Source organism: Streptomyces sp. NPDC003248 (genome assembly GCF_055563235.1).
This window is the reverse complement of record NZ_JBVHDT010000001.1, coordinates 374,453-400,741: the sequence shown is the minus strand read 5'-3', so window position 1 is coordinate 400,741 and position 26,289 is coordinate 374,453. Positions and strand designations below refer to the sequence as shown.

The window sequence follows — 26,289 nt, the reverse complement described above, 5'->3', positions numbered from 1 at the left end:
GGGCCGGTGTGAGCGCACGCGCCGGCGTGTGCACCGAGCCGGCGTGAGCGCACGCGCCGACGTGTGCACCGGGCCGGCGTGAGCGCGCGGGCCGACGTAAGCGCGCGGGCCGGCGTGAGCGCGGGCCCGAGAGGCGCAGGCCCCAAAAAGCGCAGGCCCCAAGAAGCGCAGGCCCCAAGAAGCGCAGGCCCCGAGAGGCGCAGGCCGTCGCGCCGTGCGGCTCCGCCGCGCGGACGCGACCAACCGCGCCCCTCGCCCCGCGCCCCTCGCCCCGCGCCCCGCACCCCGCACCCCGCACCCCGCGCCTCGCGCCCGGCCCCCGCCCCCGGCAGCCCCCGTCAGGGAACCGAACACATTCCCCCCGCGTACTCATGAGCAGGGGTGACTGCGATCCGATCAAGATCCCGTGAAGGCCGGTGCGCATTCCCCCTCCCGCCAGCGATACTGGCGACGGGCCATGACCATGGGGGAGGTCAGAGAACGTGGCAGACCCGGCAACGAGCAGCACCGCACCGCCGCCGCCCACGCGCCGCACGGCGTTCGCCGAGGGCGTCGACCAGGTGCGGGCCGCCGCCACCACCGAGCCCGGCCGCCTCCGCATCATCGGCGCCCTCCTCGCCCTCCTCGTCGTCGCGTTCGGCGCCGTCACGGCCTGGCAGACGTCCGACCGGGCGGCCGCGGCCGACGACGTCCTGCACCAGAGCCAGCCCCTCACCACGGCCGCCGCCGACATCTACCGCTCCCTCGCCGACGCCAACACCGCGGCCTCCAGCGGCTTCCTGGCCGGCGGGCAGGAGACGGCGGAGTCCCGCGAGCGGTACGAGAAGGACATCGACACGGCCGCCGAGGGACTCGTCACCGCCGCCGGCAACTCCGACCCGGGCTCCCCTTCCTCGGCGGCCGTCACCAAGCTGAACAAGCTGCTGCCGGAGTACAAGGGCCTGGTCGAACGGGCCCGCACCTACAACCGGCAGGGCTTCCCGGTCGGCGGCGCCTACCTGCGCTACGCCAACCAGAAGATGCAGAAGGAGATGCTCCCGGCCGCCGAGGACCTCTACAAGAAGGAGAACCAGCGGCTGCGGGACGACTACGCGGACGCCACGCCCTACCCCTGGGCGGCGATCGCGCTGGGCGTCCTCGCGCTGGCCGCCCTGGCCTGGGCCCAGCACCGCACGTACCGCCGTACCCACCGGGTCCTCAACCACGGCCTGGTCGCGGCGACGGCGGCCGCCACCGTCGTCCTGCTGTGGCTGGTCGTCGGCCACACCGTGGCCCGCGCGGGCCTCGACGACTCCTACGAGCACGGCGTCCGCTCGCTGAACGTCCTCCAGGACGCCCGCATCGCCTCCCTCAAGGCCCGCGGCAACGAGAATCTCACCCTGGTGGCCCGCGGCGCCGAGACCGTGAAGGTCGGCGAGGAGACGGTCGACGCCTACGACCACGACTTCACCGAGGACATGGGCGCCCTCGGCGAAGGGCTCGCCCTGGCGCGGCGGCTCGCCGACGACCGGGACGGCGCGACGCCGGTCGCCCGGGCCGAGAGCAACATGGCGGAGTGGAAGAACCGCCACACCGCCGCCCGCGCCCAGGACGACAACGGCAACTACGAGCAGGCGCTGGCCCTGGTGATCGGCGGCAAGGGCGCCACGGGCGAGTGCTTCGACAGCGTGGACGCCAACCTGGCGAGCGCGCTGGAGCACGAGCAGAACGAGTTCAGGCAGGCCGCCGGAGACGGCCTGGACGCGATGGGCGGCCTGCCGGCGGGCTCGGCCGCCCTCGCCGTCCTGGGCGCCGCGGGCGCGGTCCTCGGCATCGGCCGCAGGCTGTCGGAGTACCGGTGAGAGGGGGCGGACCGGTGAAGGGTGGCGTTCCGGTGACAGAAGGCGTGACGACACGAAGGCGACGGATACGGGCCGGCCTGAAGGGCTGGGGCGGGGTCGGTGCGATGGCGGCCGTCTGCGCCCTCGCCCTGGCCTTCGTCCTGCTGCTGCCGTGGACCCAGTCGCACGGCGGCGGCGCCGGGACCGGCGGCCGGGGCGTCGCCGAGGGCACCCCGGCGGCCGACTCCACGTGCCGGGACCCGGAGAAGCAGACGCTGGCGCCGTCGGCCGCGGATGGCCCGACGATCGCCGCGATCAAGGCCCGGCAGGGCGAGAAGCGCAAGCTGATCGTCGGTGTCGACCAGAACAGCTACCGCTGGGGCTACCGCGACCCGAACACCACCGGCGCGGCCCTGGAGGGCTTCGACATCGACCTGGTGCGGCGGATCGCGCAGGACATCCTGGGCGACCCCGACGCGGTGCAGTTCAAGGCCATCCCCACCAACCAGCGCATCCCCGCGATCCAGGAGGGCCGGGTCGACATGGTGGTGCGCACGATGACCATCACCTGCGACCGCATCGAGGACGTCGCGTTCTCCGCCCCCTACTTCAGGACCGGACAGACCGTCCTCGCCCCCAAGTCGTCCACCATCACCGGCTACAACGACACGCTGGCGAGGAAAAAGGTCTGCACGGCGACCGGTTCGACCGCCAACACCCGGCTGACCGAGGACCGCGAGGCCGGCCGGCTGCCCGCCGGCACCGACATCTCCACCACCGTCCCCAACCAGCTCGACTGCCTGGTCCGGTTGCAGCTCGGCGAGGCCGACGCGGTCGTCACCGACGGCGCGCTGGCGGCCAGCCAGGCCGCCCAGGACCCCACGGTGGCCCTCAAGGGCGCCCCCTTCACGACCGAGTACTACGGGGTGGCGATGAAGAAGGACGCCGACGATCTGGTGCGCCGGGTCAACCAGATCCTGGTGCGGTACCGGACGGACGGCTGGCAGGCGTCGTACGACACATGGCTGTCGGCGACACTGGGGGCGGACGCGGCGACGTCGAGGCCGCCCGCACCGCAGTACCTGCGCACGAGTTGACGGACCCACCGGCGGGCAGGAACCGACAGGCAGCGGACCGAGCGGACAACCGACACAGCAGCGAGAGGTGATCGATGGGCGTCACGGGACCCCCCGGGCCGGTGATGGACCGGGACGAGGTGGACCGTGCGCTGGCGCGGCTCGGCCAGGAGCACGAGGCGATCGAGACCTCGCTCCTCGCCCTCCAGGACCACGCCGGCCGCAGACTCCTCGAGGGTGCCCGGCTCACCGGCGTCACCGAGGAACGCTGGGCGCACACGGAGGCGTCGGTCACGCTGCTGTGGGCGTACTTCGACGCGTACTCCGACGCGTTGCGCGCCGCCCGGGAGATCCGCTCGCGCCGCCGCTGGTCCAGCCGTGAGGACCTGGTGGAACTGACCGAGCTGCTGCGCGGCGCGTCGGTCACCGTGGCCGGCGCGGCCCTCGCGAACGCGCCCGCGCCGCACGGCGCCGGCAGGCTCAGCCAGAGCTTCTCGCTCACCGAACTCGTCGACCGGATGAACGAGCTGTACGCCTCGTCGCTGGACATGGTCGTCGCCGCCGACGCGGTGTGGTCGGCGCTGCCCGCCCGGATCGACCTGCTGGCCGCGGAGCTCCGGCGCACCCGGCAGCTCGCGCACTCCGTGGGCGTCCGCCCCGGCGAGCACCCGGCCGGTGACGACCTGGAGCGCATCACGCACACGCTGACCCGGCTGCGCGAGCAGGTCGTCTCCGACCCGCTGGCGTTCTGGGTGCCCGCACAGGGCAGTTCGGCGCCGGGCGGCGGACGGCCCGACACCACGGTCTACGACCGTGAGGCGCGCGCCCTGGAGGACGTACGCCGGGAGATCGACGCGGTGCTGACGGTCCGTCAGGACGCGGAGCAGCGGCTGGTCCGGCTGCGGGACGTGCTCAGCCGCGCCGACCGCACCCTGGCCGAGGCGCGGGCCGCGCGCGGCGAGGTACTGGCGAAGATCGCCGCGACGGAGGTGCCGGTGGTCGGCGGACCGCCGACCGTCCTCCAGGAGCAGCTCGCGACCGCCGCCGAGTACCGCCGGCAGGCCCAGTGGCACCGGCTGTCCCCGCTGCTGGAGTCGCTGGAGCGGAAGGCGGAGGACGAACTGCTGCGCGCCCGCGAGTCGTTGGGCGCGGTCACCGCGCCGCTCGCGGTCCGCGCGGAGCTGCGCGGCCGGCTCGACGCGTACAAGGCGAAGGTCGCCCGGCACGGCCTGGCGGAGGACGCGTTCCTCGTCGAGCGGTACGACGCGGCCCGCCGCATGCTGTGGAGCGCGCCCTGCGACCTGCGCGTCGCCGAACAGGCCGTCCTGCGCTACCAGCGGGCGGCCGCCGAACTGCTCGCCGCGCCGCCCGCGGCCGAGCGGGGCGGACCCGAGGACCACAGGGGGGAGCAGGGGTCATGAGTCAGGCAGGGCAGACGTGCCAGCGGCCGGGCTGCGACGGGTCGTACGAGGACGTGGGCGGCGGCGAGCTGTACTGCGACACCTGCGGTCTCGCCCCGGTCGTCGCCGCGAACGGACTGGTCGGCTCGCCGCCCACCGGGATGACCGCCGCCGGCGCGGGCCGGCCGGGCAGCGGCGGCTCGCGCCCCAGCGCGCGCAGCGCCCGCAGCGCGCGAACGTCCTCGCAGTCGTCGAAGTCGCGCCGCTCGGTGTCCGGACGGCTCTCGCGGTCGCTGTCCGGCAGGCCGACGGGACGGTCGGTGTCGGTGCGCAGCTCCGGTTCGACGGCCGGCTCCTCCGGGCGGGCCCGGCTGGGCGCGGGCCTGGTCTCGGTGCCGCAGGTGCCGAGACCCGACCCGCGCGCGATGGTCCTGGAGAACCCCGAGGTGCCCGAGCGCAAGCGGTTCTGCTCGCGCTCGGACTGCGGCGCCCCGGTGGGCCGCGCGCGGGGCGACCGGCCCGGGCGCACGGAGGGCTTCTGCACCAAGTGCGGCCACCCGTACTCGTTCGTCCCGAAGCTGGCGTCCGGGGACGTCGTGCACGGCCAGTACGAGGTCGCGGGCTGTCTGGCGCACGGCGGCCTCGGCTGGATCTACCTGGCCGTGGACCGGGCGGTGGCGGACCGCTGGGTGGTGCTGAAGGGCCTGCTGGACACCGGCGACCAGGACGCGATGGCCGCCGCGATCTCCGAACGGCGCTTCCTCGCCGAGATCGAGCACGCCAACATCGTGCGGATCTACAACTTCGTCGAACACCTCGACCAGCGCACCGGCTCGCTCGACGGCTACATCGTCATGGAGTACGTCGGCGGCAAGTCCCTCAAGGAGATCGCCAACGCCCGCCGCACCCCGGACGGCCGGCGGGACCCGCTGCCCGTGGAGCAGGCCTGCGCCTACGGCATCGAGGCGCTGGAGGCCCTCGGCCACCTGCACAGCCGCAACCTGCTGTACTGCGACTTCAAGGTCGACAACGCGATCCAGACCGAGGACCAGCTCAAGCTGATCGACATGGGCGCGGTGCGGCGGATGGACGACGAGGAGTCGGCCATCTACGGCACGATCGGCTACCAGGCGCCGGAGGTCGCCGACGTCGGCCCGTCGGTCGCCAGCGACCTGTACACGGTCGGCCGCACCCTCGCCGTCCTGACCTTCGACTTCCAGGGCTACACGACCGTCTTCGCCGACTCGCTGCCCGACCCCGACACCATCGAGGTCTTCCGGCAGTACGAGTCCTTCTACCGGCTGCTGGTCCGGGCCACCGACCCCGACCCGGCCCGCCGGTTCGGCTCCGCGCAGGAGATGGCGGAGCAGCTGACGGGCGTGCTGCGCGAGGTCGTCTCCCTCCAGAGCGGGCGGGCGCGGCCCGCGCTGTCGACGCTGTTCGGGCCGGAGGTCAAGGTCACCGACCGGGAGCTGTTCCCCCGGCTGGACGGCGAGGTGTCCCGGCTGGGCGCCCGGAGGGCCCCCGCACGCCGGGCGGCCGGCGGCCCGGCCGCCCTCCCGGCCGCCCCCGCGCCGGGCCGTCCCACGCCGACGCTCGCCACCCTCCCCGCACAGGTTCCCGCCGCCCCCGGTCTCGTCCGGCCCGTCGACGCCCCCGCCGCCTCCCTCGCGCTGCCCGCCCCGCTCGTCGACGCGGGCGACCCCAACGCGGGGTTCCTCGCCGGTCTGTCCGCCTCCGCCCCGGCCGAGCTGCTCACGGCCCTGGCGGCCGCGCCGGCGCCGTCCGTCGAGACCCGGCTGCGCCAGGTCCGCGCCCGGCTGGAGAACGGCGACGCCGGCGCGGCCCTCACGGCCCTGGCCGAGCTGGAGGACGAACGGCCCGACGACTGGCGGGTGGTGTGGTACCGGGGCCTGGCCTCGCTGGTGACCGGCGACCACGAGATCGCCGCGCTCGCCTTCGACGCGATCTACGACGCCTTCCCGGGCGAGCCCGCGCCCAAGCTGGCGCTCGGCGTGTGCGCCGAGGTGCTCGGCCAGTTGGACAACGCCGCCGAGTACTACCGGCTGGTGTGGTCGACCGACCCGAGCTACGTCAGCGCCGCGTTCGGCCTGGCCCGCGTCCGGCTCGCGGCCGGCGACCGGGCGAGCGCCGTACGGACGCTGGAGTCGGTGCCGGAGTCCTCCATCCACTACACGGCCGCCCGGGTCGCGGCCGTCCGCGCCCGGCTCCGGCAGCGGACGGCGGCCGCCGCCGACGTACCCTTCCTGGAGGACCTCACCGCCGCCGCGGCGCAGGTCGAGGCGCTGGACGCGTACGGCCTGGACCCGACGCGGCGCGAGCAGTTGTCCGCGGAGGTGCTCGGCAGTGCCCTGGACTGGATACTCTCCGGTGGCCAGGGCGCCGGCGCCGGCCACCGGCGGGTGCTGCTCGGCAGTGACCTGGACGAGCGGGGGCTCCGCTTCGGCCTGGAGCGTTCGTACCGCACGCTGGCCCGGCTGGCGACCGGCGGTGAGGAGAGGATCGACCTGGTGGAACGTGCCAATCGTTACCGCCCCCGGACGTGGGTGTAGTTGATGTCCCAGATGCCCCGGCAGGCCGCCCTGCCGACCTGCCCGAGCTGCGCGGAGCCGCTCGACGCGGGTGACCGTTTCTGCGGAGCGTGCGGATGCGACCTGTCCGCCGTACCGCCCCGCCCTGGCGACAGCCCGACCCTCATGATGAACTCCCCGGAACCCGGCGGGGCGTCCGCGGCGGAGGCCGCCGGTGAGCCCGGCGCTCACAGTGCTCCGGGCGCATTCGGCGCTCCGGGCGGTGTCGGGGCATCCGGTGCTCCGGGCGTTCTCGGCGCTCCCGAGGGGCACGGCTCCCCCGGCACGCCCGTGCCCCCCGGCGCGCCCGTGCCCCCCGGCGCGCCCGTGCCACCGGGCGCACCGCTCCCGCCTCCCCCGGCACCCGCGGCACCCGCCGTGTCCGGGGCGCCCGCAGCGCCCTCGTCCGGTGTCCGTTTCGACCGGCCCGCGGAGCCCGAGGAGTACCCGCTCCAGGCGCCCGACCCGCGGGTGGCCGCCGAGGCCGCGGCGGTGGCCGGGAGCGGCAAGGTGTGCGTGGCCTGCCGCGCGGGCCGGGTCGACGACGACGGCTACTGCGAGAACTGCGGGCACGCCCAGCCGCGTGAACGGGACCACATGGAGCAGGAGTCGGGCCCCGTCGCCGCCGTCAGCGACCGCGGTCTGCGCCACCACCGCAACGAGGACGCGTTCGGCGTCGGCCACACCGCGCTGCCCGACGGCACCCCCGCGTCCGTGGCGATCGTCTGCGACGGCGTGTCCTCCGCGACCCGCCCGGACGACGCCTCCCTCGCCGCGTCCCGGGCGGCGAGCCGGTCGCTGCTGACGGCCCTGCCGCAGGGCACGCACCCGCAGCAGGCCATGCACGACGCGATCGTCGCCGCCTCGCACGCGGTCAACGCCCTCGCCGAGGAACCCGCCACGGCCCGCGAGCACGCCCCGCACCAGAACGCCCCCGCCTGCACCCTCGTCGGCGCGGTCGTCACCGCCGGCCTGCTGGTCGTCGGCTGGGTCGGGGACAGCCGCGTCTACTGGGTCCCGGCGGACCGCGGCGCGCCCCCGGCCCGGCTCACCGAGGACGACTCCTGGGCCGCCCAGATGGTCGCCGCGGGCCTGATGAACGAGGCGGAGGCCTACGCCGACGACCGCGCCCACGCGATCACCGGCTGGCTCGGCGCCGACGCCTACGAACTGGAGCCGCACACCGCGTCGTTCAAGCCGGACCGTCCCGGCGTGGTCGTCGTGTGCACCGACGGGCTGTGGAACTACGCCGAGGGGGCCCAGGAGATGGCCGAGGCGCTCCCGCTCGACGCCGCCGTACGGCCGCTGCACGCCGCCCGGGTGCTCGTCGGACACGCCCTGGACGGCGGCGGGCACGACAACGTAACAGTGGCCGTCCTGCCGTTCCCCGCCCCCGCGCAGGGGGCAGGATCGGCCTGAGGCCACGCACAGCGCTTCGCACACGCCGCACACGGGGAAGCAGCGGCGGACCGGAGGGGACCGGTCCGCCCACCGTCATCGCCCCACGGCCGTGGGGACTAGGGGGATGTGAGTAGGCATGGCCAATTTCTCGAAGTCGAACGTGCCGCAGTTCTCGGTCGACGTCTACCAGAACGAGTACCTGCCCGAGGGCGGCCGCGAGGTCAACGCGATCGTCACGGTCACCGCGACCGGCGGCGGCACGGTCGGCAGCGCCGTCGCGGCACCGCACCTCTACACGCCGGGCCGGGGCCCCTCCGCCGCCGTGGCGGTCATGGTCGACTGCTCCGGCTCGATGGACTACCCGCCCACCAAGATGCGCAACGCCCGGGACGCCACGGCCGCCGCCGTCGACACCCTCCGCGACGGCGTGCACTTCGCGGTGATCGGCGGCACGCACGTGGCCACGGAGGTCTACCCGGGCGGCGGGCGCCTCGCGGTCGCCGACGCCACCACCCGCGAACAGGCCAAGCAGGCCCTGCGCCGGCTCAGCGCGAGCGGCGGCACCGCGATCGGGACCTGGCTGCGCCTGGCCGACCGGCTGCTGTCCTCGGCCGACGTCGCCATCCGGCACGGCATCCTGCTCACCGACGGCCGCAACGAACACGAGTCACCCGAGGACCTCAAGGCCACCCTGGACTCCTGCGCCGGACGGTTCACCTGTGACGCCCGCGGCGTGGGCACCGACTGGGAAGTGAAAGAAGTCACAGGGATCGCCTCGGCCCTGCTCGGCACCGCCGACATCGTCGCCGACCCGGCCGGCCTCGCCGCCGACTTCACGCGGATGATGGAGACGGCCATGGGCAAGGAGGTCGCGGACGTGGCCCTGCGGCTGTGGACCCCGGTCGGCACCACCGTCAAGTTCGTCAAGCAAGTCGCGCCCACCGTGGAGGAGTTGACCGACCGGCGCACCGAGTCCGGTCCGCGCTCCGGCGACTACCCCACCGGCTCCTGGGGCGACGAGTCCCGCGACTACCACCTGTGCGTCGAGGTCCCCGCCGCCCACCTCGGGCAGGAGATGCTGGCCGCCCGGGTGTCGCTGGTGGTGCCCCAGCCCGACGGCACGGTGCGGAACCTGGGCGCCCAGGGTCTCGTACGGGCCGTGTGGACGGACGACATGGCCGCCTCCACCTCGATCAACCCGCAGGTCGCGCACTACACCGGGCAGGCCGAGCTGGCCCGGGTCATCCAACAGGGACTAGACCTTCGCAAAGCGGGCGATATGGACGGAGCAACGGCCAAACTGGGCCGGGCGGTTCAGCTCGCCAGCGTCTCGGGCAACGCCGATACTGCGAAACTGCTTGCGAAGGTGGTGGACGTCGTCGATGCCACGACAGGTACTGTGCGACTGAAGGCGAAGGTCGCCGAGGCCGACGAGATGACCCTCGAGACCCGGTCCACAAAGACTGTTCGTGTAAAGAAGTGACCCAGCAGCACCCGCCGCAGCACCCTGGTGGGGACACGGAAGGAAAGGGGGACGCGCCGACATGCCGACCTGCCCGAACGGACACCAGTCGGGTTCCGACGACTGGTGCGAGGTCTGCGGTCACCGCATGGCCGGTGCCGTACCGCCGCCCCCTCCCCCGCCGCCGCCCCCGGCCGGCAACGGGTACGGCTTCCCGCCGCCTCCGCCGCCCCCGCCGGGCGGCCCCGGCGGCCGTCCCGACGGCCGCCACCTGTCCTCCGTGCCGAACGCCGAGCCGGAGCTGTGCCCGCAGTGCCGTACGCCCCGTGAGGGCGGTGCGCCGTTCTGCGAGGAGTGCCGGTGGAACTTCCTGACCAACACGGCGACCTCGTACACCCCGGCCGCCCCGCGCCCGCCGGTGCCCTCGGGGCCGGGAGGGGGCCCGGGCGGTCCCGGTGGTCCCGGTGGTCCCGGTGCTCCGGGCGGCCATGGTGCCGGGCCGGGCGGGCCGGGCGCGGGTCCCGGTGGTCCGGGCATGGGCCCGGGTGCCGGTCCCGGCGGTCCCGGTGGCGGTCCGGGCGGGCCGGGTGGGCGGTTCCAGCCGCCGCCGTCGTTCGGCGGCAGCGACTCCTTCGAGTACCAGAGTTCCCGTCCGTCCCAGGTGAACCGTCCCGCCGAGCCCATCCCGCCGGGCCCGCCCTTCGGCGGCGAGCCGTCGCGGCCCACGGGCCCGGGCGGCGGCCGGCAGCCGTTCGGACATGAGCCGGGTGGTCCGGGCGGTCCGGGTGCTCCGGGCGGCCCGGGCGGTCAGCAGCCGTTCGGGCGGCAACCAGGCGTTCCGGGAGGTCCGGGCGGTCCCGCCGGTGGTCCGCAGGGTGCGCCCGGCGACCCGTTCGGACGCGGTCCGGCCTCCGGGCCGTCCTCGGACCCGTTCGGCCGGGAGCCCTCGGGCCCGTCCGGGGACCCCTTCCGCCGCGAGCCGGCCGGCCGGCCCCCCGCGCCGCCGTTCGGACACGAGCCCACCGGCCCCGGCGCCCCGGGCGGTCCGGGTGCGCCCGCCGGCCCCTCGGGCTTCGGCGGCGACCCCGCACGGCCGGGCCCGCCGCACGGTGGACCCGGTGGACCCGGTGGCGGCGCGCCCGGCGCTCCGCAGGCCTTCCAGCCGTCCGGTCCGCAGGCGCCGCCCGGATTCCCCCAGGAGACCGGCCGCCCGCAGCCGGGCGGCCCCTCCGGCGGGGCTTTCGGCGGTGACGACGACTGGGTGATCTCCCCTCCGTCCCACAACGCCCCCGGCGGCCCGGGCGGTCCCGGCGGCCCCCAGGGCGGCGGCTACGGCTACCCGCAGCCCGGTGCCACCCAGGCGCCGCCCCCGCCCGGACCGGCGTTCCCGCAGCAGCCGGCCACCTGGACGGCGACGATAGGGCCGGACCGCGAGTACTTCATGGCGATGATGCAGCGCTCCGGCCCCGAGGCCGCGGGCCTCAACCTGCCCGCGTACTCGCCGGAGCAGCAGCGCACGCTCGCCGGCAACCAGATCACCATCGGCCGCCGCCGCCACTCCACCGGTGAGACCCCCGACATCGACCTGTCGGTGCCGCCGGAGGACCCCGGCGTCTCCCACCAGCACGCGGTGCTGGTGCAGCAGCCGGACGGGAGCTGGGCGGTCGTCGACCAGAACTCGACGAACGGCACCACGGTCAACGGCTCGGAGGAGCCGATCCAGCCCTTCGTGCCGGTACCGCTCCAGGACGGCGACCGGGTCCACGTCGGCGCCTGGACGACGATCACGATCCGCCGCGGCTGACGACGACGCCACCGACGGGCCGGGTGCCCGTCCCAGGGCCTGTCGTTCGGATCAGGCTGGCAGGGTGCCGACGGTGCCCTGTCGTCCGGGCTGAGCGGGGCTCGGTGCGTGCGGCTGCAAGGCGGAGGAGGGCGTCGTCGACGCGATGGGGGTCCCTCCCGCGCGAGCGCAGCCGAGCGTGAGGGAGTCGGCAACCGACGGCAACGCGGCTGGGGCACCCCCTCTGGGGGAGTGCGTGCCGGGCCCCGCGTCTGCGGCGTGCTCCGAACGACAGGCCCTAACCCGGCAGGGGCCAGGCGTACGGCCCCTCCGGGTCGTCCAGCCACGCCCACGCGTGCTCACCGCCGACGGTGATGCCGTACCGCTCCCGCCGGGGCCTGCCCTCCCGCTCCCACAGCGCGTACGCCTCCTGCGGGTCCAGGGTGGACCGGGTCAGGGACAGCAGGAACTGGAACAGATCGCTCCCCCTGGCGGGCTGCGGCACCCCGCCGAGCGCCACCGGCGCCGGATCGTGCCGCTCCGCGCCGCGCAACGGCACGAAGAAGGCCGGGGTGTGCAGGAAGTTCCCCTCCGCGTACCCCGCGTCCCGCACCGTGAGCGTGACCAGCCCGGTGGCCATCGGCGTCAGGATCAGGGCACCCGGCCGGCACTGGGCGAGCCAGGCGCGCGGGACGGAGGGCAGCTGGCAGGTGGCGATGATCCGGTCGAAGGGCGCCCGCTCCGGGACGCCCCGCGCCCCGTCCCCGGTGACGACGGCCGGGTGGTAGCCGGCGACGGCGAGATGCCGCCGGGCCGACTCGGTGATCTCCGGATCGAGGTCCACCGTCGTGACCTGCTCGTCCCCCAGCCGGTACGCCAGCAGCGCCGCGTTGTAGCCGCTGCCGGCGCCGATCTCCAGCACCCGGTCGCCCTCCTCCACGTGCAGCTCGGCCAGCATCAGGGCCATCAGCGAGGGCTGGCTGCTGGAGGAGAGCAGCTCGCCGTCGCGCAGCCGGGTCGCCAGCGGGGCGTCCTCGTAGGCGCCGGTCACCCAGCGTTCCCGCACCCGCGGGTCGGGGCTCTCCCCCCAGCGCCGCTCGTAGCCGCCGGCTCCGCCCGCGTAGTAGTACGGCACGAAGAGGTGGCGCGGGACCGCGGTGAAGGCGTCCTTCCACGCCGGATCGGCGACGAAGGCCCCGCTCGCCTCGATCTCCCGCACCAGCGCCGCCCGCGCCGAGGCGGCGAGCTGCTCGAGGTCCTTGTCGACTGCGTGCGCACCCATGCCTCCACTGTGCTGCGCCGCACCGCCGGAGGCGAGTGCCACCGCGCTCCCGGGGGGGGGCCGGAGGGGTCGGGACCGTCCGCGGCCCCGACCGCAGGTCGTAGGCCCGCGGTCCTAAGCCTGCGGACCTCGGTCTCCGGGTCTGAGAGCATGGGGGGCGTGAAAGAGATTCGGCGCGGCACGCTTCAGGAGCAGACCTTCTACGAGCAGGTCGGCGGGGAGGACACCTTCCGCCGGCTCGTCCACCGTTTCTACGAGGGAGTCGCCGAGGACCCGATCCTGCGGCCCATGTACCCCGAGGAGGACCTGGGCCCGGCCGAGGAACGCATGCTGCTCTTCATGATCCAGTACTGGGGCGGTCCGACGACGTACAGCGAGCGGCGCGGCCACCCCCGGCTGCGGATGCGGCACGCCCCCTTCGTCGTGGACCGGGCGGCGCACGACGCCTGGCTGCGGCACATGCGGGACGCGGTCGACGAGCTCGGCCTCTCCGAGGAGCACGAGGAGACGCTGTGGCGGTACCTGACGTACGCGGCGGCGTCGATGGTGAACACCCCCGACTGAGCCGCGGGCGCTCCCGCGTTCCCGCGCTCCCGGCGGCGCTCAGCGGACGCCGAGGTCCGCGCTCAGCGGACGCTGAGGTCCAGCCCGCCGAGGCCCGACCGCCGTACGGCGACCGAACCGTACGGTGTCCGCAGCCGCAGCCACGCCCCGGAGGAGAACAGTCCGGCGGGCTGAGCGGCCTGCGGGTCGGCCGGCCGGGGAGCGGTGCCGGCGGCCGGGCGCAGGAAGCCCAGGGACTGGGCGGCGTGGACGGCCCGCACGGGCAGGCCGGTGGCGCCGACCGTCCGGGACCAGATCTCCCGCCCGATGCGGTCGAGTTCGGCGCGGTTGCGCCGCTCGGGCGCCAGCTCCTCGGTGCGGCGCCGGAACTCGGCGACCGCGGCGCCGACCAGCGTGCGCAGCGCGTCCGGTGCGGGCAGCCCCGGCTCCGGCCGCCAGCCGCCGCGCGGCGGCAGCACTCCGGCCCAGGGCGGTCCGGTGACCGCGGCGGGCACGGCGGCCGTCACCGTCGTCTCGTCCACGCCCTCCAGCAGCTCACCGGCGGACACGGTCACGTCCAGCGAGACGTCCAGCCCGTTCTCGTACGGCTTGGCCAGCCGCACCGCCCGGATCGCCAGGACCTCGAAGGACGGCGGCCGTCCGAAGACGGCCAGCGCGGTGCCGGCCGCCTGGAGCCGGACCGCCGCTCCACGGTCGTAGCGGAGCAGCCGGGAGAGGAAGGCCGCGAGATCCGCCGCCTCCCCCTCGTCGGCCAGGTGGAGCACCGTCATGCGGCGACGGCCTCCTTGTCGTCCCGGTACTCCTCGAGGAACGCGCGCTCCTCGCCGGTGATCCGGCGGGGCCGCTGCGCCTCGAAGTCGAACGGCACGATCACCGTCGACGCGCGGACGTAGACCTGGTCGCCGTCCTTCACCTCGTAGGCGATGGTGAAGGACGCGGCCCGTATCTCCGTGACCCACAGCTCGATGTCCACGGGCGAGTGCCGGTGGACGAGCTGCCGCTTGTAGTCGATCTCGTGGCGCGCCACCACGGACCCCTGCTGGAAGTCCTTCTCCGGGCGGAACAGGAAGTCGATGCGCGCCTCCTCCAGGTAGCGGAGGAAGACCACGTTGTTGACGTGGCCGTACGCGTCCATGTCCGCCCAGCGCAGCGGGCAGCGGTAGATGTGCCGCAAGCTCGATCAGCCCCGGGTGAGCTTCTTGTAGGTGGCGCGGTGCGGACGCGCCGCGTCCGGCCCGAGCCGCTCGATCTTGTTCTTCTCGTACGACTCGAAGTTGCCCTCGAACCAGAACCACTTGGAGTCGCCCTCGTAGGCGAGGATGTGCGTCGCGACCCGGTCGAGGAACCACCGGTCGTGGGAGACGACCACGGCGCAGCCCGGGAACTCCAGCAGCGCGTTCTCCAGGCTGCTGAGGGTCTCGACGTCCAGGTCGTTGGTCGGCTCGTCGAGGAGCAGCAGGTTGCCGCCCTGCTTGAGGGTGAGCGCGAGGTTCAGGCGGTTGCGCTCACCGCCGGAGAGGATGCCGGCCGGCTTCTGCTGGTCGGGGCCCTTGAAGCCGAAGGCGGAGACGTACGCCCGGGACGGCATCTCGACCTGGCCCACGTTGATGTAGTCCAGCTCGTCGCTGACGACGGCCCACAGGGTCTTCTTCGGGTCGATGTTCTCGCGGCTCTGGTCGACGTAGGAGATCTTGACGGTCTCGCCGACCTTGATGTCGCCGGAGTCGGGCGTCTCCAGCCCCTGGATCATCTTGAAGAGGGTGGTCTTGCCGGCGCCGTTCGGACCGATGACGCCGACGATGCCGTTGCGCGGCAGCGTGAAGCTGAGGTCGTCGATCAGGACCTTCTCGCCGAAGGCCTTGTTGAGGTCGCTGACCTCGACGACGACGTTGCCCAGGCGCGGGCCCGGCGGGATCTGGATCTCCTCGAAGTCCAGCTTCCGCATCTTCTCCGCCTCGGCGGCCATCTCCTCGTACCGGGCCAGCCGCGCCTTGGACTTGGCCTGGCGCCCCTTGGCGTTCGACCGCACCCACTCGAGCTCTTCCTTGAGCCGCTTCTGGCGCTTGGCGTCCTTCTGGCCCTCGACCTTGAGACGGGTGGCCTTGGTCTCCAGGTACGTGGAGTAGTTGCCCTCGTACGGGTAGGCGCGGCCGCGGTCGAGCTCCAGGATCCACTCGGCGACGTTGTCCAGGAAGTACCGGTCGTGGGTGATGGCCACGACGGTGCCCGGGTACTTGGCGAGGTGCTGCTCCAGCCAGTTCACCGACTCGGCGTCGAGGTGGTTGGTGGGCTCGTCGAGGAGCAGCAGGTCGGGCTGCTCCAGCAGCAGCTTGCAGAGCGCGACGCGGCGCTTCTCACCACCGGAGAGGTTGGTGACGGGCCAGTCGCCGGGCGGGCAGCCCAGGGCGTCCATGGCCTGCTCCAGCTGCGCGTCGAGGTCCCAGGCGTTCGCGTGGTCGAGCTCCTCCTGGAGCTTGCCCATCTCGTCGAGCAGGGCGTCGGAGTAGTCGGTGGCCATCAGCTCGGCGATCTCGTTGAACCGGTCGAGCTTGCCCTTGATCTCGGCGACACCCTCCTGGACGTTCTCCAGGACGGTCTTCTCCTCGTTGAGCGGAGGCTCCTGGAGGAGGATCCCCACGCTGTAACCGGGCGAGAGGAACGCGTCACCGTTCGACGGCTGCTCGATACCCGCCATGATCTTCAGAACGGTCGACTTACCGGCACCGTTCGGGCCGACCACACCGATCTTCGCGCCGGGGAGGAAGTTCAGCGAGACGTCGTCAAGGATCACCTTGTCGCCGTGTGCCTTGCGCGTCTTGCGCATGGTGTAGATGTACTCAGCCAAGAGAAACCGTCCGGCAGCTTGAAATACGGCAGTGGGCAGATACACCCCATCTTGCCGGACGGCCACCCCTGGGGGGAAACTCATCCGACCGAACCCCTGTGACCTGGGCTTTCTCCACTGACGACCGTGGCCGACCCGTCACTGCCGGCCGTCGTCGAGCGGCTTCGGGGCCTCGCACGGCCCGGTACGGCCCGGGGACGGTCCCGGGAGCGCCCGGAGCCGGTCGCCCGGGGCACCGGGCGTCGTCACTCGCGTACCGGCGTGTCCTTGCGGCCCAGCAGCAGGAGGACCGCTCCGCCGACGACCACCAGGCCGATCGCCGTGCCGGCGATGAGGGGGGTGGCGTCGGAGCTGCCGGTCTCGGCGAGGTTGGTGTCCGTGGGGGTGGTGCCGCCGACGGTGGCGGGGCTGGGTTCGGCGACGGTCTGGGTGGTGAGGGCGGTCTCCTCGGCCTGGGTCTTGCAGTCGAGGACGCCGGCGAAGCGGGTGGCGACGCCCTGGGGGCCGTCGATCGTGAAGTCGTAGGCCTGGTCCTCCTGGAGGGGGATGGTCACCGTCTGTGACGTACCGGCCGGAATGCTGTGCTGGGTGCCCAGGAGGTCGAAGGTGAACGCCTCGTCGCCCTGGTTGGCGGCGGTGATGTCCACGCCGTTCCGGGTGCAGTCCTCCTCCGCCGACAGGGCCGGTACGGCACCCTTCGCCGCCCAGGTCGCGGTCGCGGTGGCCGAGACGGTGGACTCGCTGGAACCGGCGAGGATCTGGGTCTGGCTGCGGCTGTCGGAGGTGAAGGCCCGGCCGACGGGGACGGTGGTCGAGGCCTGGACGGTCAGCTCGGCCGATCCGGCGGCGGCGTCGGCGGGCACCTCGAAGAACAGCTGGGTGCCGTCCGCGGCGGACGTGACGTCCTCGCCGTCCCGGCCGACGATCCGCACCCCGCTGGTGGCGGCGTCCGGCGGGGGCGTGACGGTGACCGTGTTCGCGTCGGTGCGGACCGTCACGGGGCCGAGCAGTCCGCCCGGGCGTCCGGAGACCGCCGCCCCGTCGAGGGTGAGCGAGGCCTCGGGCTCCGCCACGTTCCGGGCGGCCTTCTGGAGGTAGTCCGCGAGCCGCTCGGCCTGCGGGTCGACGGCGTCGACGTCGGCGCCGTCGGAGTAGCGCCAGATGGCCACCTGGGTGCCGGCCGCCGCGTCCTGCTCGGTGAGGCCGCCGCCGATGCCGGCCTTCTCGGCGAGTGTGGCCAGGTCGTTGACCTGCGGGTAGGAGTTCTGGAGGATCCAGCGGATCCGGCCCGCGTCCTCGTTGACGCCCAGCGAGGTGCCGCTCCAGGGCGTCTCGTGGTACTGGGCGTCCTTCTGCGTGGGGTTGTAGAGGTCCACGCAGTAGGTCTGGAGGGTGCCGCCGCCGTCGACGGACATCTCGAACAGGCCCGCGGAGACCTCCTGGTCGCCGCCGTCGTCGTGGATCACGGCGGCGCCGTACGTCTTGAGGCCGCCTATCGTCGCCGTCGCTCCGCTTCGGCTCGGCGTCGTCCCCTCGGCGGCGGCCGTGCCCGCGGAGGCGACGACAGCGGCGGCGACGAGTCCGGACACCAGCGTCCCGGCGGCGGCGAGGCGGACCGCGCCCCGCCCGCGCGTGAACGGCGCGGAGAACGAAGAAATCACGTAATTCCCCTTCGAGCGGGACCCGTTGACGTGGGGGGTACGGTCCCACCTGCAGAATCAGAAGCCCCGAGAGCCACGTGCGGCATCCTAGAGACGCGACGCACCACCCTTCCCGGTGAGGCCGGCGGAGGGGCGATCCGAATCGGAATCGTTATCCCCAAGATCGTTCACGGGCCGGGCTTATCGACAAATCCACTGGATCTTTCCGGGTGGATCCGCCGATAAGCCGCCATCACCTCACAAGGGGAACTCGCCTGACATCGCGTCACCGGACGTCAGGGCATCGGTCGTCGGGCCACCGGTCGTCGGGGCATCGCTCGTCGGGCCATCGGCCGTCGGGCCATCGGCCGTCGGGCCCGGTCGTCCCGCCCCGTCGTCAGGACCGGTCGTCAGGCCACCGCCACCGGTTCCCGTCGCTGCCGGTTCTCGGGCTCGGGGCTGTCGTCGGCCGGTGTCTCCCAGGCGGGTTCGGGTCGGGGAGGCGAGCCGGCCGCCGCCGGCTCCGCGCGGCCCGTGCGGCGGAAGGCCGAGGTGCCCCGCGCGAGATCGTGGCCGATCGCCACGGCGTCGATGTCGGCGGAGGTCCAGTTCTGCCCCTCACGCGTCTCGGTGCGCACCTTCAGCCGGCCCTGCACCATCACCGGGTCGCCCACGTTCAGGGACGCCATCGCGTTCGCGGCGAGCTGGCGGTTGGCCCACACCGTGAAGAAGTTGGTGTGTCCGTCGGTCCAGGTGCTCTTCTCGCGGTCCCAGTAGCGCGCGGTCACCGCCAGCCGGAACCTCGCCGACCCGCCCGCCGACAGCTCCCGGCAGACCGGCTGCGTCGCCACGTTCCCCACCGCGCACACCATCGTCTCGTTCATCGTCGCGAACCCCTCCCTCGCCCGGACGCTCGCACCGGGCGGATACGCGTACGGGCCCGTCCCGTACGGCTGCGTCTGGCACGGCGGCCGCCGCGTCCGCCGCGATCGCCGTGCCCTCAGACTGCCGCCGCCGGGCCGGGCCCGCCGAGCGCTGTGGACCAGCCCGGGTCTGTGGAGAACCTCATCACCCGGACGGGGGATGAACCCTCCGGGCGCCGCCTCATCTCGCCACGGCCTCCACCCCCGTGACCCGCCCGTACTGCTCCCGCACCTCCCGGTACCGCAACAGCTCCGCGGCCACGGGATCCAGGACCCGTGCCCGGCCGCACCCGGCGGCCGTCTCCCGCAGGCGCCGTTCCGCGTCCTGGCCGTATCTGCGGGCCGGGCCGCGGGCCGCCATCCGGCAGCCCCACTCGACGAGCGGGCCGCCGACGATGCCGGCCACCATCAGCAGCACCGGCACGCCCAGGTTCGGTGACAGGAGGCCGGCGATCTGGCAGACCAGCCACAGACCGCCGACCACCTGGAGGATCGTCATCGCGGCCTGCGTCAGGACGGCCATCGGCCACCAGCCCGGGCGCGGCGGCCGCCCCGGGGGCAGCCCGGCCCGCAGGGCCAGTTCGTCCAGCGCCTCGGGCAGCCCCTGGGCACCCCGTACGGCCGCCTCCTTCACGGCCTGGGCCCAGGGCGCGGGCAGCCCCACCGAGGCCCGCTCGGACACCGTGCGCACCGCCTGCTCGACCCGCTGGCGGGCCGTGGCCTCCTCGTCGGCCTGCGCACGGGCCGGAAGCGGGCCGGTGGCAGGGTCGCTCCGACCCTGGCACCACCGCCACAGCCGCAGCCACGGCGTCCCGCACGCGCGGTTGGCGTTGCGCAGCCAGGCGCGTTCGGCGGCCTCGCCCGCGGCGGTGGCACCCACCGCGTCCGCGAGCCGGTCGGCGAACTCCTCGCGCGCCTCCTCGCTCAGCCCCGTGCGCCGTCCCGTGGCGTAGACGGGCCGCAGCCGCCACGCGGCGGCGTCCACGTCGGCCGAGATGCGCCGCGCCGGAGCGCCGCGTTCCGCGACGAACTGTCCGAGGAGCTCCCTGAGTTCCCCGACGCCGTCCCCGGTGAGCGCGGACAGCGCGAGCACGGTCGCGCCCGGTTCGCCGTACTCGCCGAGGGCGATGCCGTCCTCGTCGAGCAGCCGCCGCAGGTCGTCGAGGACCATCTCGGCGGCCTCACCGGGCAGCCGGTCGACCTGGTTGAGGACGACGAACATGACCTCGGCGTGACCCGCCAGGGGACGCAGGTACCGCTCGTGCAGGACGGCGTCGGCGTACTTCTCCGGGTCGACGACCCAGATGACGGCGTCGACGAGGGCCAGGACGCGGTCGACCTGCTCGCGGTGCTGCACGGCCGCCGAGTCGTGGTCGGGCAGGTCGATCAGGACGAGCCCGCGCAGCTGGGCCTCCGCGTCCGCGCTCTGCACCGGGCGCCGGCGCAGCCGGCCGGGGATGCCCAGCCGGTCGATGAGACTCGCCGCGCCGTCGCTCCAGCTGCACGCGATCGGCGCGGCCGTCGTCGGCCGGCGCACGCCGGTCTCCGAGATGGTCACCCCGGCGAGGGAGTTGAACAGCTGGGACTTGCCGCTGCCGGTGGCGCCCGCGATGGCGACGACGGTGTGCTGGCCGGAGAGCCTGCGCCGCGCCTGCGCCTCGTCCAGGACGCGGCCGGCCTCGGCGAGCGTGCGGTTGTCGAGCCGGGCCCGGGAGAGTCCCACGAGTTCGCGCAGCGCGTCGAGGCGGGAGCGCAGGGGACCGTCGTAGGCGAGCGGGGGGACGGCCTGGGAGCCGCCGGTGCGGATCTCCACGGCGGGGGGCTGTTCGGTGGTCTCGTTCACGCGGCGGGCGATGAGACCGTCGTCCCAGGGGCCGGTGTCGGCGGGGTCCGGGGCCGCGGCGGGAGCGTGGCCGTCGTCGTCCCGTCCGCGCGGGCGGCGGTCGTCCTCACGCACACGCGCGTGACCGTCCTTCGGCCCCCCTCGCACACGCCGCTCGCCCTCACGGGCACGTACGGGGCCGTCGTCCGGCCGGGTACGGACGGGGGGCCGGTCTGCGGGCCGGTCGGGGGCGTGGGTACCGGCCCGGTCGGGGGCGCGGGTACCGGCTCGGTCGGGGGCTCGGTCGGGAGCGCGGGTACCGGCCCGGTCGGGGGCTCGGTCGCCGGAACGGTCGGGGGCGCGGTCAGGGGCGCGGGTGTCGGCCCGGTCGGGGGCTCGGCCAGGAGCGCGGGTACCGGCTTGGTCGCGGGTGCGGTCGCCGGAACGGTCGGAGGCTCGGTCGGGGGCGGAGCCGTCGTCGTCGTGGCGGCGGCCGCGTGCCCGGTCTTCGCCCCTTCGTCCGCGTGTCCGGTGCTCGTCCCGCTGTCCGCGGGTCCGGTCGCCGCCGAACAGTCCGCGCACACGGTTGCCGCCGAGCGGTCCCCGTGCACGGTCGTCGCCGAGCGGTCCGCGCACGGGGTCCTCGTCCTTCCGCGCGTCCGGGTGCTCCTTCTCGCCCTGCGGCACGCGCGCGTGGGGCGCTTCACCGCGTCCCCGTGGGCGCTCGGGCTCCGTGTGCACGGGCGGACGCTCGGCCTCCGGGCGTCCTGGCTCCGGGTCAGCCCCGCGCGCGGGAGCATGCTCGGCCCCCACTCGCCCGACGGCACGTTCGGCCTCGTCGGCGGCCCTCGCATCCCCGGCGCCCCCGGACTCTCCGATGTGCCCGCCTTTCCCGCCGTCTCCGCCGTTCCCGCCGTTCCCGCCCGCCTCAGCTCGCTCGCCGCGCGGCGTCTCCCGGGCTCCCTCCCCGTCCGCCTCGCCCGCGTCCGCCTTGGCGACGTCCGCCTTGATCGCATCCACCTCGGCCACGTCCGCTTCGCCGGTATCCGTGTCGTCCCCGTCCGTCCCGTCCACGTCCGTCTTGTCCACGTCCGTCATGGCCCCGTCCACCCCGCCCGCGCCCGCGCCCGCGCCCGCGTCCGCGTCCGCGCGGTGCGCTTCACCGGTGTCCGGCCCGGTCTCGGTGTCCGCCGCGGGGCGTCTGTACGCGGCGTTCGCACCGGCGTCGCCGTCCGACTCCTTACCGGCGCCCTCCCCGGACGGTGCCGTGTCGGCGACGGCCGGCCCACCGGTGGGACTGGAGGGGACGGAGGGGCCGCAGAGGTGGCCCGGCAGACCGGCGCGGCCGGCGTGCCCCAGGGGATGCGGACGCGGATCGGAGTGGTCGGAACGGTCCGGGGATGGGGGATACCCAGGGCGATCAGCGTGATCAGGGTGATCGGGGTGATCCGTGTGGTCGTGATCCGTGACGGCCGTCACCGGTCACCTCTCCTTCTGCAGTACGGACAGCGCGGCGATGAGTTCGGCCTGGGGTTCGGCATGGACGCCGAGCCCGTCGAGCGGGGCGAGCCGGCGCTCGCGTTCGGCGTGCACCACCCGGTCCAGGTGTTCGGCGAGCAGCCGTCCGCCCCGGTCGCGCAGCCGCAGGGCGCCGTGGGCTCCGAGGCGGTCGGCGAGCTGCTCGCCCGCCGAACGCGCCCTGCGGCCGCCCAGCAGGGCGGTGGCGACGAGGGCGGCGACCAGTTCGGGGTCGGGCGCGCTCCCGCGCTCCAGCTCGCGCACCTCGTCCTCGGCGCACTCCTCCAGCTCCCGCCGCCAACGCCGTACGGCCAGGCCGATGCGGTGTTCGGCGGTGTCCAGGGAGGGGTCGCGGTGCAGGAGGTCCGGTGCGTCCGCGGCGGGTTCGAGGCGCCAGGCCTCGTCGATGCGTTCGTCGGCCGCGGTCACCGCGCACAGCAGGAGCGCGGCCAGGCTCCCCACCAGGGCGTCCAGGAGTTCCCGCGCGGTGCAGTCCAGCGGGAAGGCCCGCCAGCGCTTCAGGGCGTCCCCGGCGAGCACGGCACCGCTCTGCAACCGTCCGCGCACGCGCGCGTACTCGCTGTCGTACGCCGTGTCGACGGCGGAGGTGAGCCGCAACGCGGCCGCGTACTGCGCGGCGGCGGCGCCGGCCAGTTCGGGCATGCGGGACTTCAGGGAGTCCAGGACGCCGTCGACCGTGCGGGCCATCGCCTGCCGACGGGCGGTGGGGTCCTCGGCGTGCTGGACCAGCCAGGCCCGCAGGGGGGCCACGGCGGTCGCCGGGAGCAGACCGCCGCCCCAGGCGGACTCGGGCAGTTCCGGAACGGTGAAGCGCGGTACGTCGCCCAGCCCCGCCTTGGTGAGCAGGGCGCCGTACTGGCGGGACACCTCGGAGACGACCTGGTGGGGCACGCGGTCCAGGACGGTGACCAGGGTCGCCCGGTACTCCTTGGCGGTGCGCAGGAGGTGCCAGGGGACGGCGTCGGCGTACCGCGCGGCCGTGGTGACCATCACCCAGATGTCGGCGGCGCAGATCAGTTCGGCGGCGAGGAAGCGGTTGTCGGCGACGAGGGAGTCGACGTCGGGGGCGTCGAGGAGGGCGAGGCCGGGCGGGAGGCTCTCGGCGGTCTCGATGCGCAGCACGCGTCTGCCGTCCCCGCCGGGCAGCAGCAGGTCGTCCGCCGCCTCCCGGTGGGGAACCCACACGCGCGCGAGGTCGGGCAGCACCCGCATGCCGCTGAACCAGTGATGGTCCTCCGGGTGGCACACCAGCACCGGGGTCCGTGTCGTCGGCCGCAGCACGCCCGCCTCGCTGACGCGCCGCCCCACGAGGGAGTTGACGAGTGTCGACTTCCCGGCGCCGGTGGAACCGCCCACGACGGCCAGCAGGGGCGCTTCGGGCTGCCTGAGCCGGGGCACCAGATAGTCGTCGAGCTGGGCGAGCAGTTCGTCGCGGTTGGCACGCGCGCGTGGAGCCCCCGCCAGGGGCAGCGGGAAGCGTGCGGCGGCGACACGGTCGCGCAGGGCGGAGAGTGCGTCGAGCAGCTGAGGCCGTACGTCCAAGGTCACCACATGCGAAGAATGCCCAATTTCGGGGGATTTATGAAGCATATGAGCATGCCTGCGCGCCGATAGGACACAAGGGGCGGAAGGGGCGACCGGGACACAGGCACAGCCCAGGCATAACGAGTGCACAACACCCGGGGCTCGAGACGCCAAAAGCGGTGCACGATTCGCACCTGCCTGCGATTATCAGGACCGCTTCACTGAACCTCCACATCGAGCCACGGAGGCGAAGCGCTCAGGACAAGGAACCGGGAGCCCTATCCTTGTCCCCGGCAACGTCGAGGGTCCGCCCGCACCCCGGGCACCAGGTACGAGGCCACCACACCGGCCCCCGTAGCTCAGTGGATAGAGCAGGCGCCTTCTAAGCGCTTGGCCGCAGGTTCGAGTCCTGCCGGGGGCGCAAGTCTCCGCCCTCCCTCCGGGAGGGCTTTTTGCTGGTCAGGGCACGTACCGCCGGGTACGGCGACACCCCGGGCACCGGCGATCAGGGCGTTCTCGCGGGTGACCGTGCCGTGTCGCATCCATGTCGGCGTTCCCGGTCGGGGCGGCCGGCCGACGTGCGGCGGCAGGACCGCCCTGCGCGCGCGTCGGGCACACCTCACCGCCCGAACCATCAAACGAATCTTCGGATAATCCGACCATCGGGCGCACCGTAAAGGTCACGCTTACGGGCCGTTACTCCACTGCGCGCCGAGGGGAGACCCGCATCACAGTGTCCCAACGCGAACGCCCACCGATCGCCGCGCAGGCTTACCGGCGAGAGCGGCGAGGGTGGGCGAGCACCTAGGAGGTACTGCTATGAGTGTGACCCTGAAGAACCCGCTTTCAATCCCCCGGCTGCGAGAGTGGACAACCGTCCTCGTCGTCATCCTGGTCGTCTACGGCCCCGCCGCACAGCTCCAGGAGGTTCTGACCAGCCTGATCGCACTGTCAGCGGTCCTGGTCTGCGGCTCTGCCGTGAACGCGGTGTCGACCCGGCGGCCACGGACGTCCGCGTGACCGCCGTCTAGATCCGACGAGCCCCCTCCCCCGGCCTCGCCTCCCCAGGAAGCCGGGAGAGGGCAGCCCGTTTCCTCCCGATCAACCGCCGTCGGCACCGCGGCCTCTGACGCCCTGCCGAACGTGTGCGAAGGCCGGTCGGCGGTGCGCCGGGCAGAGGGAGAGAAGCAGTTCAGCGGGGGTGGTGGGGGCGTGACCCGTCAGGCGCCTTCCAGGTGCTTGGCCGCAGGTTCGAGTCCTGCCGGGGGCTGCACGTCTCCGCCCTCCCCCGGGGAGGGCTCTTCCGTGGCCGCCGTGTTCCGGCCGTCGCGCGGCTCCTGGGCCGCCGCCCCGATCGCCGAGCGGCGGATCTGCGGTACGGCGAGCATGACGGCCGCGCTCGCCACGGTCCAGACCACGCCGAACCACAGCAGGGGCGCGGTGCCGACGCGGGCGGCGGCCGGGGCGGCCCACCAGTAGCCGACGGTCATGGACAGGACCGTCGCCACGCCGTCGTAGGCGCTGACGCGGGACAGGACCTCGGAGGGGACGTCCGCCTGGAGGCTGCTGGTCCACAGGATGTGCAGGAGGGCGAAGCCCGCGCCGGACAGGAGCGAGCCCGCGACGAGGACGTGGACCGGGGCGCCCAGGGCGAGGAGGGCGGCGAACAGGCCCAGGCCGAAGGTGCAGAAGACGGAGGCCAGCAGGGGCCTGCGGAACGTCAGGCGCATGCCGAGAAGGCCACCGAGGAGGGCGCCGACGCCCTCGGCGGCGAGGACGGTGCCCCACTGGGCGGCGCCGTGCTCCTTGCCGCCGACGGAGGTGATGCCGAGGACCATCACCGGGCAGAGGACGAACGTGCAGGCCAGGGAGGTGTAGGCGAGGAGGGACCACAGCCAGGTCCGCGAACGGAACTCCCGCCAGCCCTCCTTGAGCTGCCGCAGGAAGCTCTCGTCCGCCCGGTCGGCACGTGCTGTCGGCGTCGTCCGTACGCCGGCCAGGAGCAGCGCGCTGACCAGGAAGGTCGCCGCGTCGATGGCGATCACCCAGGCCGGCTCGGTCCAGGCGACGAGCACACCGCCGACGGCGGGGCCGACCAGGGAGCCGATCGACTGGAGCGTGGACCCCAGGGCGTTGGCCTCCTGGAGCCGCTTCTCCGGGACCACCTCGGGGACGAGCCCGTGGAAGGCGGGGTGGAAGAAGGCCGCGGCGACGGAGAGCACCGCCGCGAACGCCACGAACCCGGCCGTCGGCAGTCCCGTCGTCAGCAGGACGACGACCATGGCGGTCTCGACGGCCGCCCGCACCAGGTCACTGCCGATCATCGTGACCCGGCGCCCCCACCGGTCCGCCAGCACCCCGCCCGCCAGCAGGAACACCATCAGGGGCGCGGTCTGCGCCCCCAGCACCAGCCCCACTCCGCTCGCCCCGCCGCCGTTGTCCAGCACGGCGAAGGACAGGGCGATGGGCATCATGCTGCTGCCCAGCACGGAGGCGGCATGAGCGGCGAACAGCCGCCGCAGGGTGCGCTCGCGCAGGAGGTCCAGGGGGAGTCGGGCGGCCAGTCGGCCGGTGGCCGTCATCGGGCGGCCCTTCCCGTCATCGTCCGCGCTCGTGT

General features: G+C 74.2%; 18 protein-coding genes and 1 tRNA gene. 10 read left to right on the top strand and 9 right to left on the bottom strand.

The features are described 5' to 3' along the window. Positions 1-482 precede the first annotated feature (482 nt). The 7 genes from ACZ3KJ_RS01745 (at position 483) to ACZ3KJ_RS01715 (ending at position 11,554) form a co-directional block, all read left to right on the top strand. Positions 483-1,841, top strand: a complete 1,359-nt coding sequence (locus ACZ3KJ_RS01745) for a hypothetical protein (protein WP_467523794.1) — start codon at positions 483-485, stop codon at positions 1,839-1,841. 104 nt (positions 1,842-1,945) lie between these two features. Beyond that, positions 1,946-2,917 (top strand): glutamate ABC transporter substrate-binding protein, encoded by a 972-nt coding sequence (locus ACZ3KJ_RS01740; RefSeq protein ID WP_467524783.1) that lies wholly within the window; start codon positions 1,946-1,948, stop codon positions 2,915-2,917. A gap of 74 nt (positions 2,918-2,991) precedes the next feature. After that, a complete protein-coding gene (locus tag ACZ3KJ_RS01735; RefSeq protein ID WP_467523793.1) occupies positions 2,992-4,317 on the top strand; it encodes a coiled-coil domain-containing protein in 1,326 nt (441 codons plus the stop codon). Then, positions 4,314-6,869, top strand: coding sequence for a serine/threonine-protein kinase (locus ACZ3KJ_RS01730; RefSeq protein ID WP_467523791.1), 2,556 nt, complete (start codon positions 4,314-4,316; stop codon positions 6,867-6,869). The genes ACZ3KJ_RS01735 and ACZ3KJ_RS01730 overlap by 4 nt, the downstream gene beginning before the upstream one ends. Before the next feature lie 3 nt (positions 6,870-6,872). After that, entirely contained in the window at positions 6,873-8,306 is a 1,434-nt protein-coding gene (locus ACZ3KJ_RS01725; protein ID WP_467523790.1) for a PP2C family serine/threonine-protein phosphatase, read from the top strand. 118 nt (positions 8,307-8,424) lie between these two features. Next, positions 8,425-9,771 (top strand): vWA domain-containing protein, encoded by a 1,347-nt coding sequence (locus tag ACZ3KJ_RS01720; protein WP_467523789.1) that lies wholly within the window; start codon positions 8,425-8,427, stop codon positions 9,769-9,771. 61 nt (positions 9,772-9,832) lie between these two features. Further along, positions 9,833-11,554, top strand: coding sequence for an FHA domain-containing protein (locus ACZ3KJ_RS01715; protein WP_467523788.1), 1,722 nt, complete (start codon positions 9,833-9,835; stop codon positions 11,552-11,554). A 277-nt stretch (positions 11,555-11,831) separates the two neighbouring features. On the opposite strand, the gene ACZ3KJ_RS01710 is transcribed toward ACZ3KJ_RS01715, so the two are convergent. After that, entirely contained in the window at positions 11,832-12,815 is a 984-nt protein-coding gene (locus ACZ3KJ_RS01710) for a methyltransferase domain-containing protein (protein ID WP_467523787.1), read from the bottom strand. Between the two features lie 150 nt (positions 12,816-12,965). Between ACZ3KJ_RS01710 and ACZ3KJ_RS01705 the strand changes: the two genes are divergently transcribed. Further along, the gene (locus ACZ3KJ_RS01705) at positions 12,966-13,379 is read left to right on the top strand and encodes a globin (RefSeq protein ID WP_467523785.1); all 414 of its coding nucleotides are present in this window, start codon (positions 12,966-12,968) and stop codon (positions 13,377-13,379) included. Between the two features lie 62 nt (positions 13,380-13,441). On the opposite strand, the gene ACZ3KJ_RS01700 is transcribed toward ACZ3KJ_RS01705, so the two are convergent. From ACZ3KJ_RS01700 to ACZ3KJ_RS01670, 7 genes are all read right to left on the bottom strand, one after another. Next, the gene (locus ACZ3KJ_RS01700) at positions 13,442-14,149 is read right to left on the bottom strand and encodes a DUF8185 domain-containing protein (protein ID WP_467523784.1); all 708 of its coding nucleotides are present in this window, start codon (positions 14,147-14,149) and stop codon (positions 13,442-13,444) included. Next, the gene (locus tag ACZ3KJ_RS01695; RefSeq protein WP_389512460.1) at positions 14,146-14,553 is read right to left on the bottom strand and encodes an acyl-CoA thioesterase; all 408 of its coding nucleotides are present in this window, start codon (positions 14,551-14,553) and stop codon (positions 14,146-14,148) included. Before ACZ3KJ_RS01695 ends, ACZ3KJ_RS01700 begins: the two co-directional genes overlap by 4 nt. 6 nt (positions 14,554-14,559) lie before the next feature. Further along, entirely contained in the window at positions 14,560-16,224 is a 1,665-nt protein-coding gene (ettA, locus tag ACZ3KJ_RS01690; protein WP_467523783.1) for an energy-dependent translational throttle protein EttA, read from the bottom strand. A 245-nt stretch (positions 16,225-16,469) separates the two neighbouring features. Next, positions 16,470-17,885, bottom strand: coding sequence for a TQXA domain-containing protein (locus tag ACZ3KJ_RS01685; protein WP_467523782.1), 1,416 nt, complete (start codon positions 17,883-17,885; stop codon positions 16,470-16,472). A 389-nt stretch (positions 17,886-18,274) separates the two neighbouring features. Beyond that, complete coding sequence (locus ACZ3KJ_RS01680) at positions 18,275-18,748, bottom strand: single-stranded DNA-binding protein (protein ID WP_467523781.1); 474 nt, start codon at positions 18,746-18,748, stop codon at positions 18,275-18,277. 220 nt (positions 18,749-18,968) lie between these two features. Continuing rightward, positions 18,969-20,744 (bottom strand): YfjP family GTPase, encoded by a 1,776-nt coding sequence (locus tag ACZ3KJ_RS01675; protein ID WP_467523779.1) that lies wholly within the window; start codon positions 20,742-20,744, stop codon positions 18,969-18,971. Between the two features lie 1,347 nt (positions 20,745-22,091). After that, positions 22,092-23,699 (bottom strand): dynamin family protein, encoded by a 1,608-nt coding sequence (locus tag ACZ3KJ_RS01670; protein ID WP_467523777.1) that lies wholly within the window; start codon positions 23,697-23,699, stop codon positions 22,092-22,094. Positions 23,700-24,020: 321 nt separating this feature from the next. Here ACZ3KJ_RS01670 and ACZ3KJ_RS01665 point away from each other — a divergent pair. After that, positions 24,021-24,093: transfer RNA gene (locus ACZ3KJ_RS01665), tRNA-Arg, on the top strand. Positions 24,094-24,491: 398 nt separating this feature from the next. Beyond that, positions 24,492-24,692: a hypothetical protein gene (locus tag ACZ3KJ_RS01660; protein ID WP_467523775.1), complete on the top strand. Its 201-nt coding sequence runs from the start codon at positions 24,492-24,494 to the stop codon at positions 24,690-24,692. A gap of 200 nt (positions 24,693-24,892) precedes the next feature. Here ACZ3KJ_RS01660 and ACZ3KJ_RS01655 read toward each other — a convergent pair whose 3' ends face one another. Beyond that, complete coding sequence (locus ACZ3KJ_RS01655; protein WP_467523773.1) at positions 24,893-26,254, bottom strand: MFS transporter; 1,362 nt, start codon at positions 26,252-26,254, stop codon at positions 24,893-24,895. Positions 26,255-26,289: the final 35 nt, after the last annotated feature.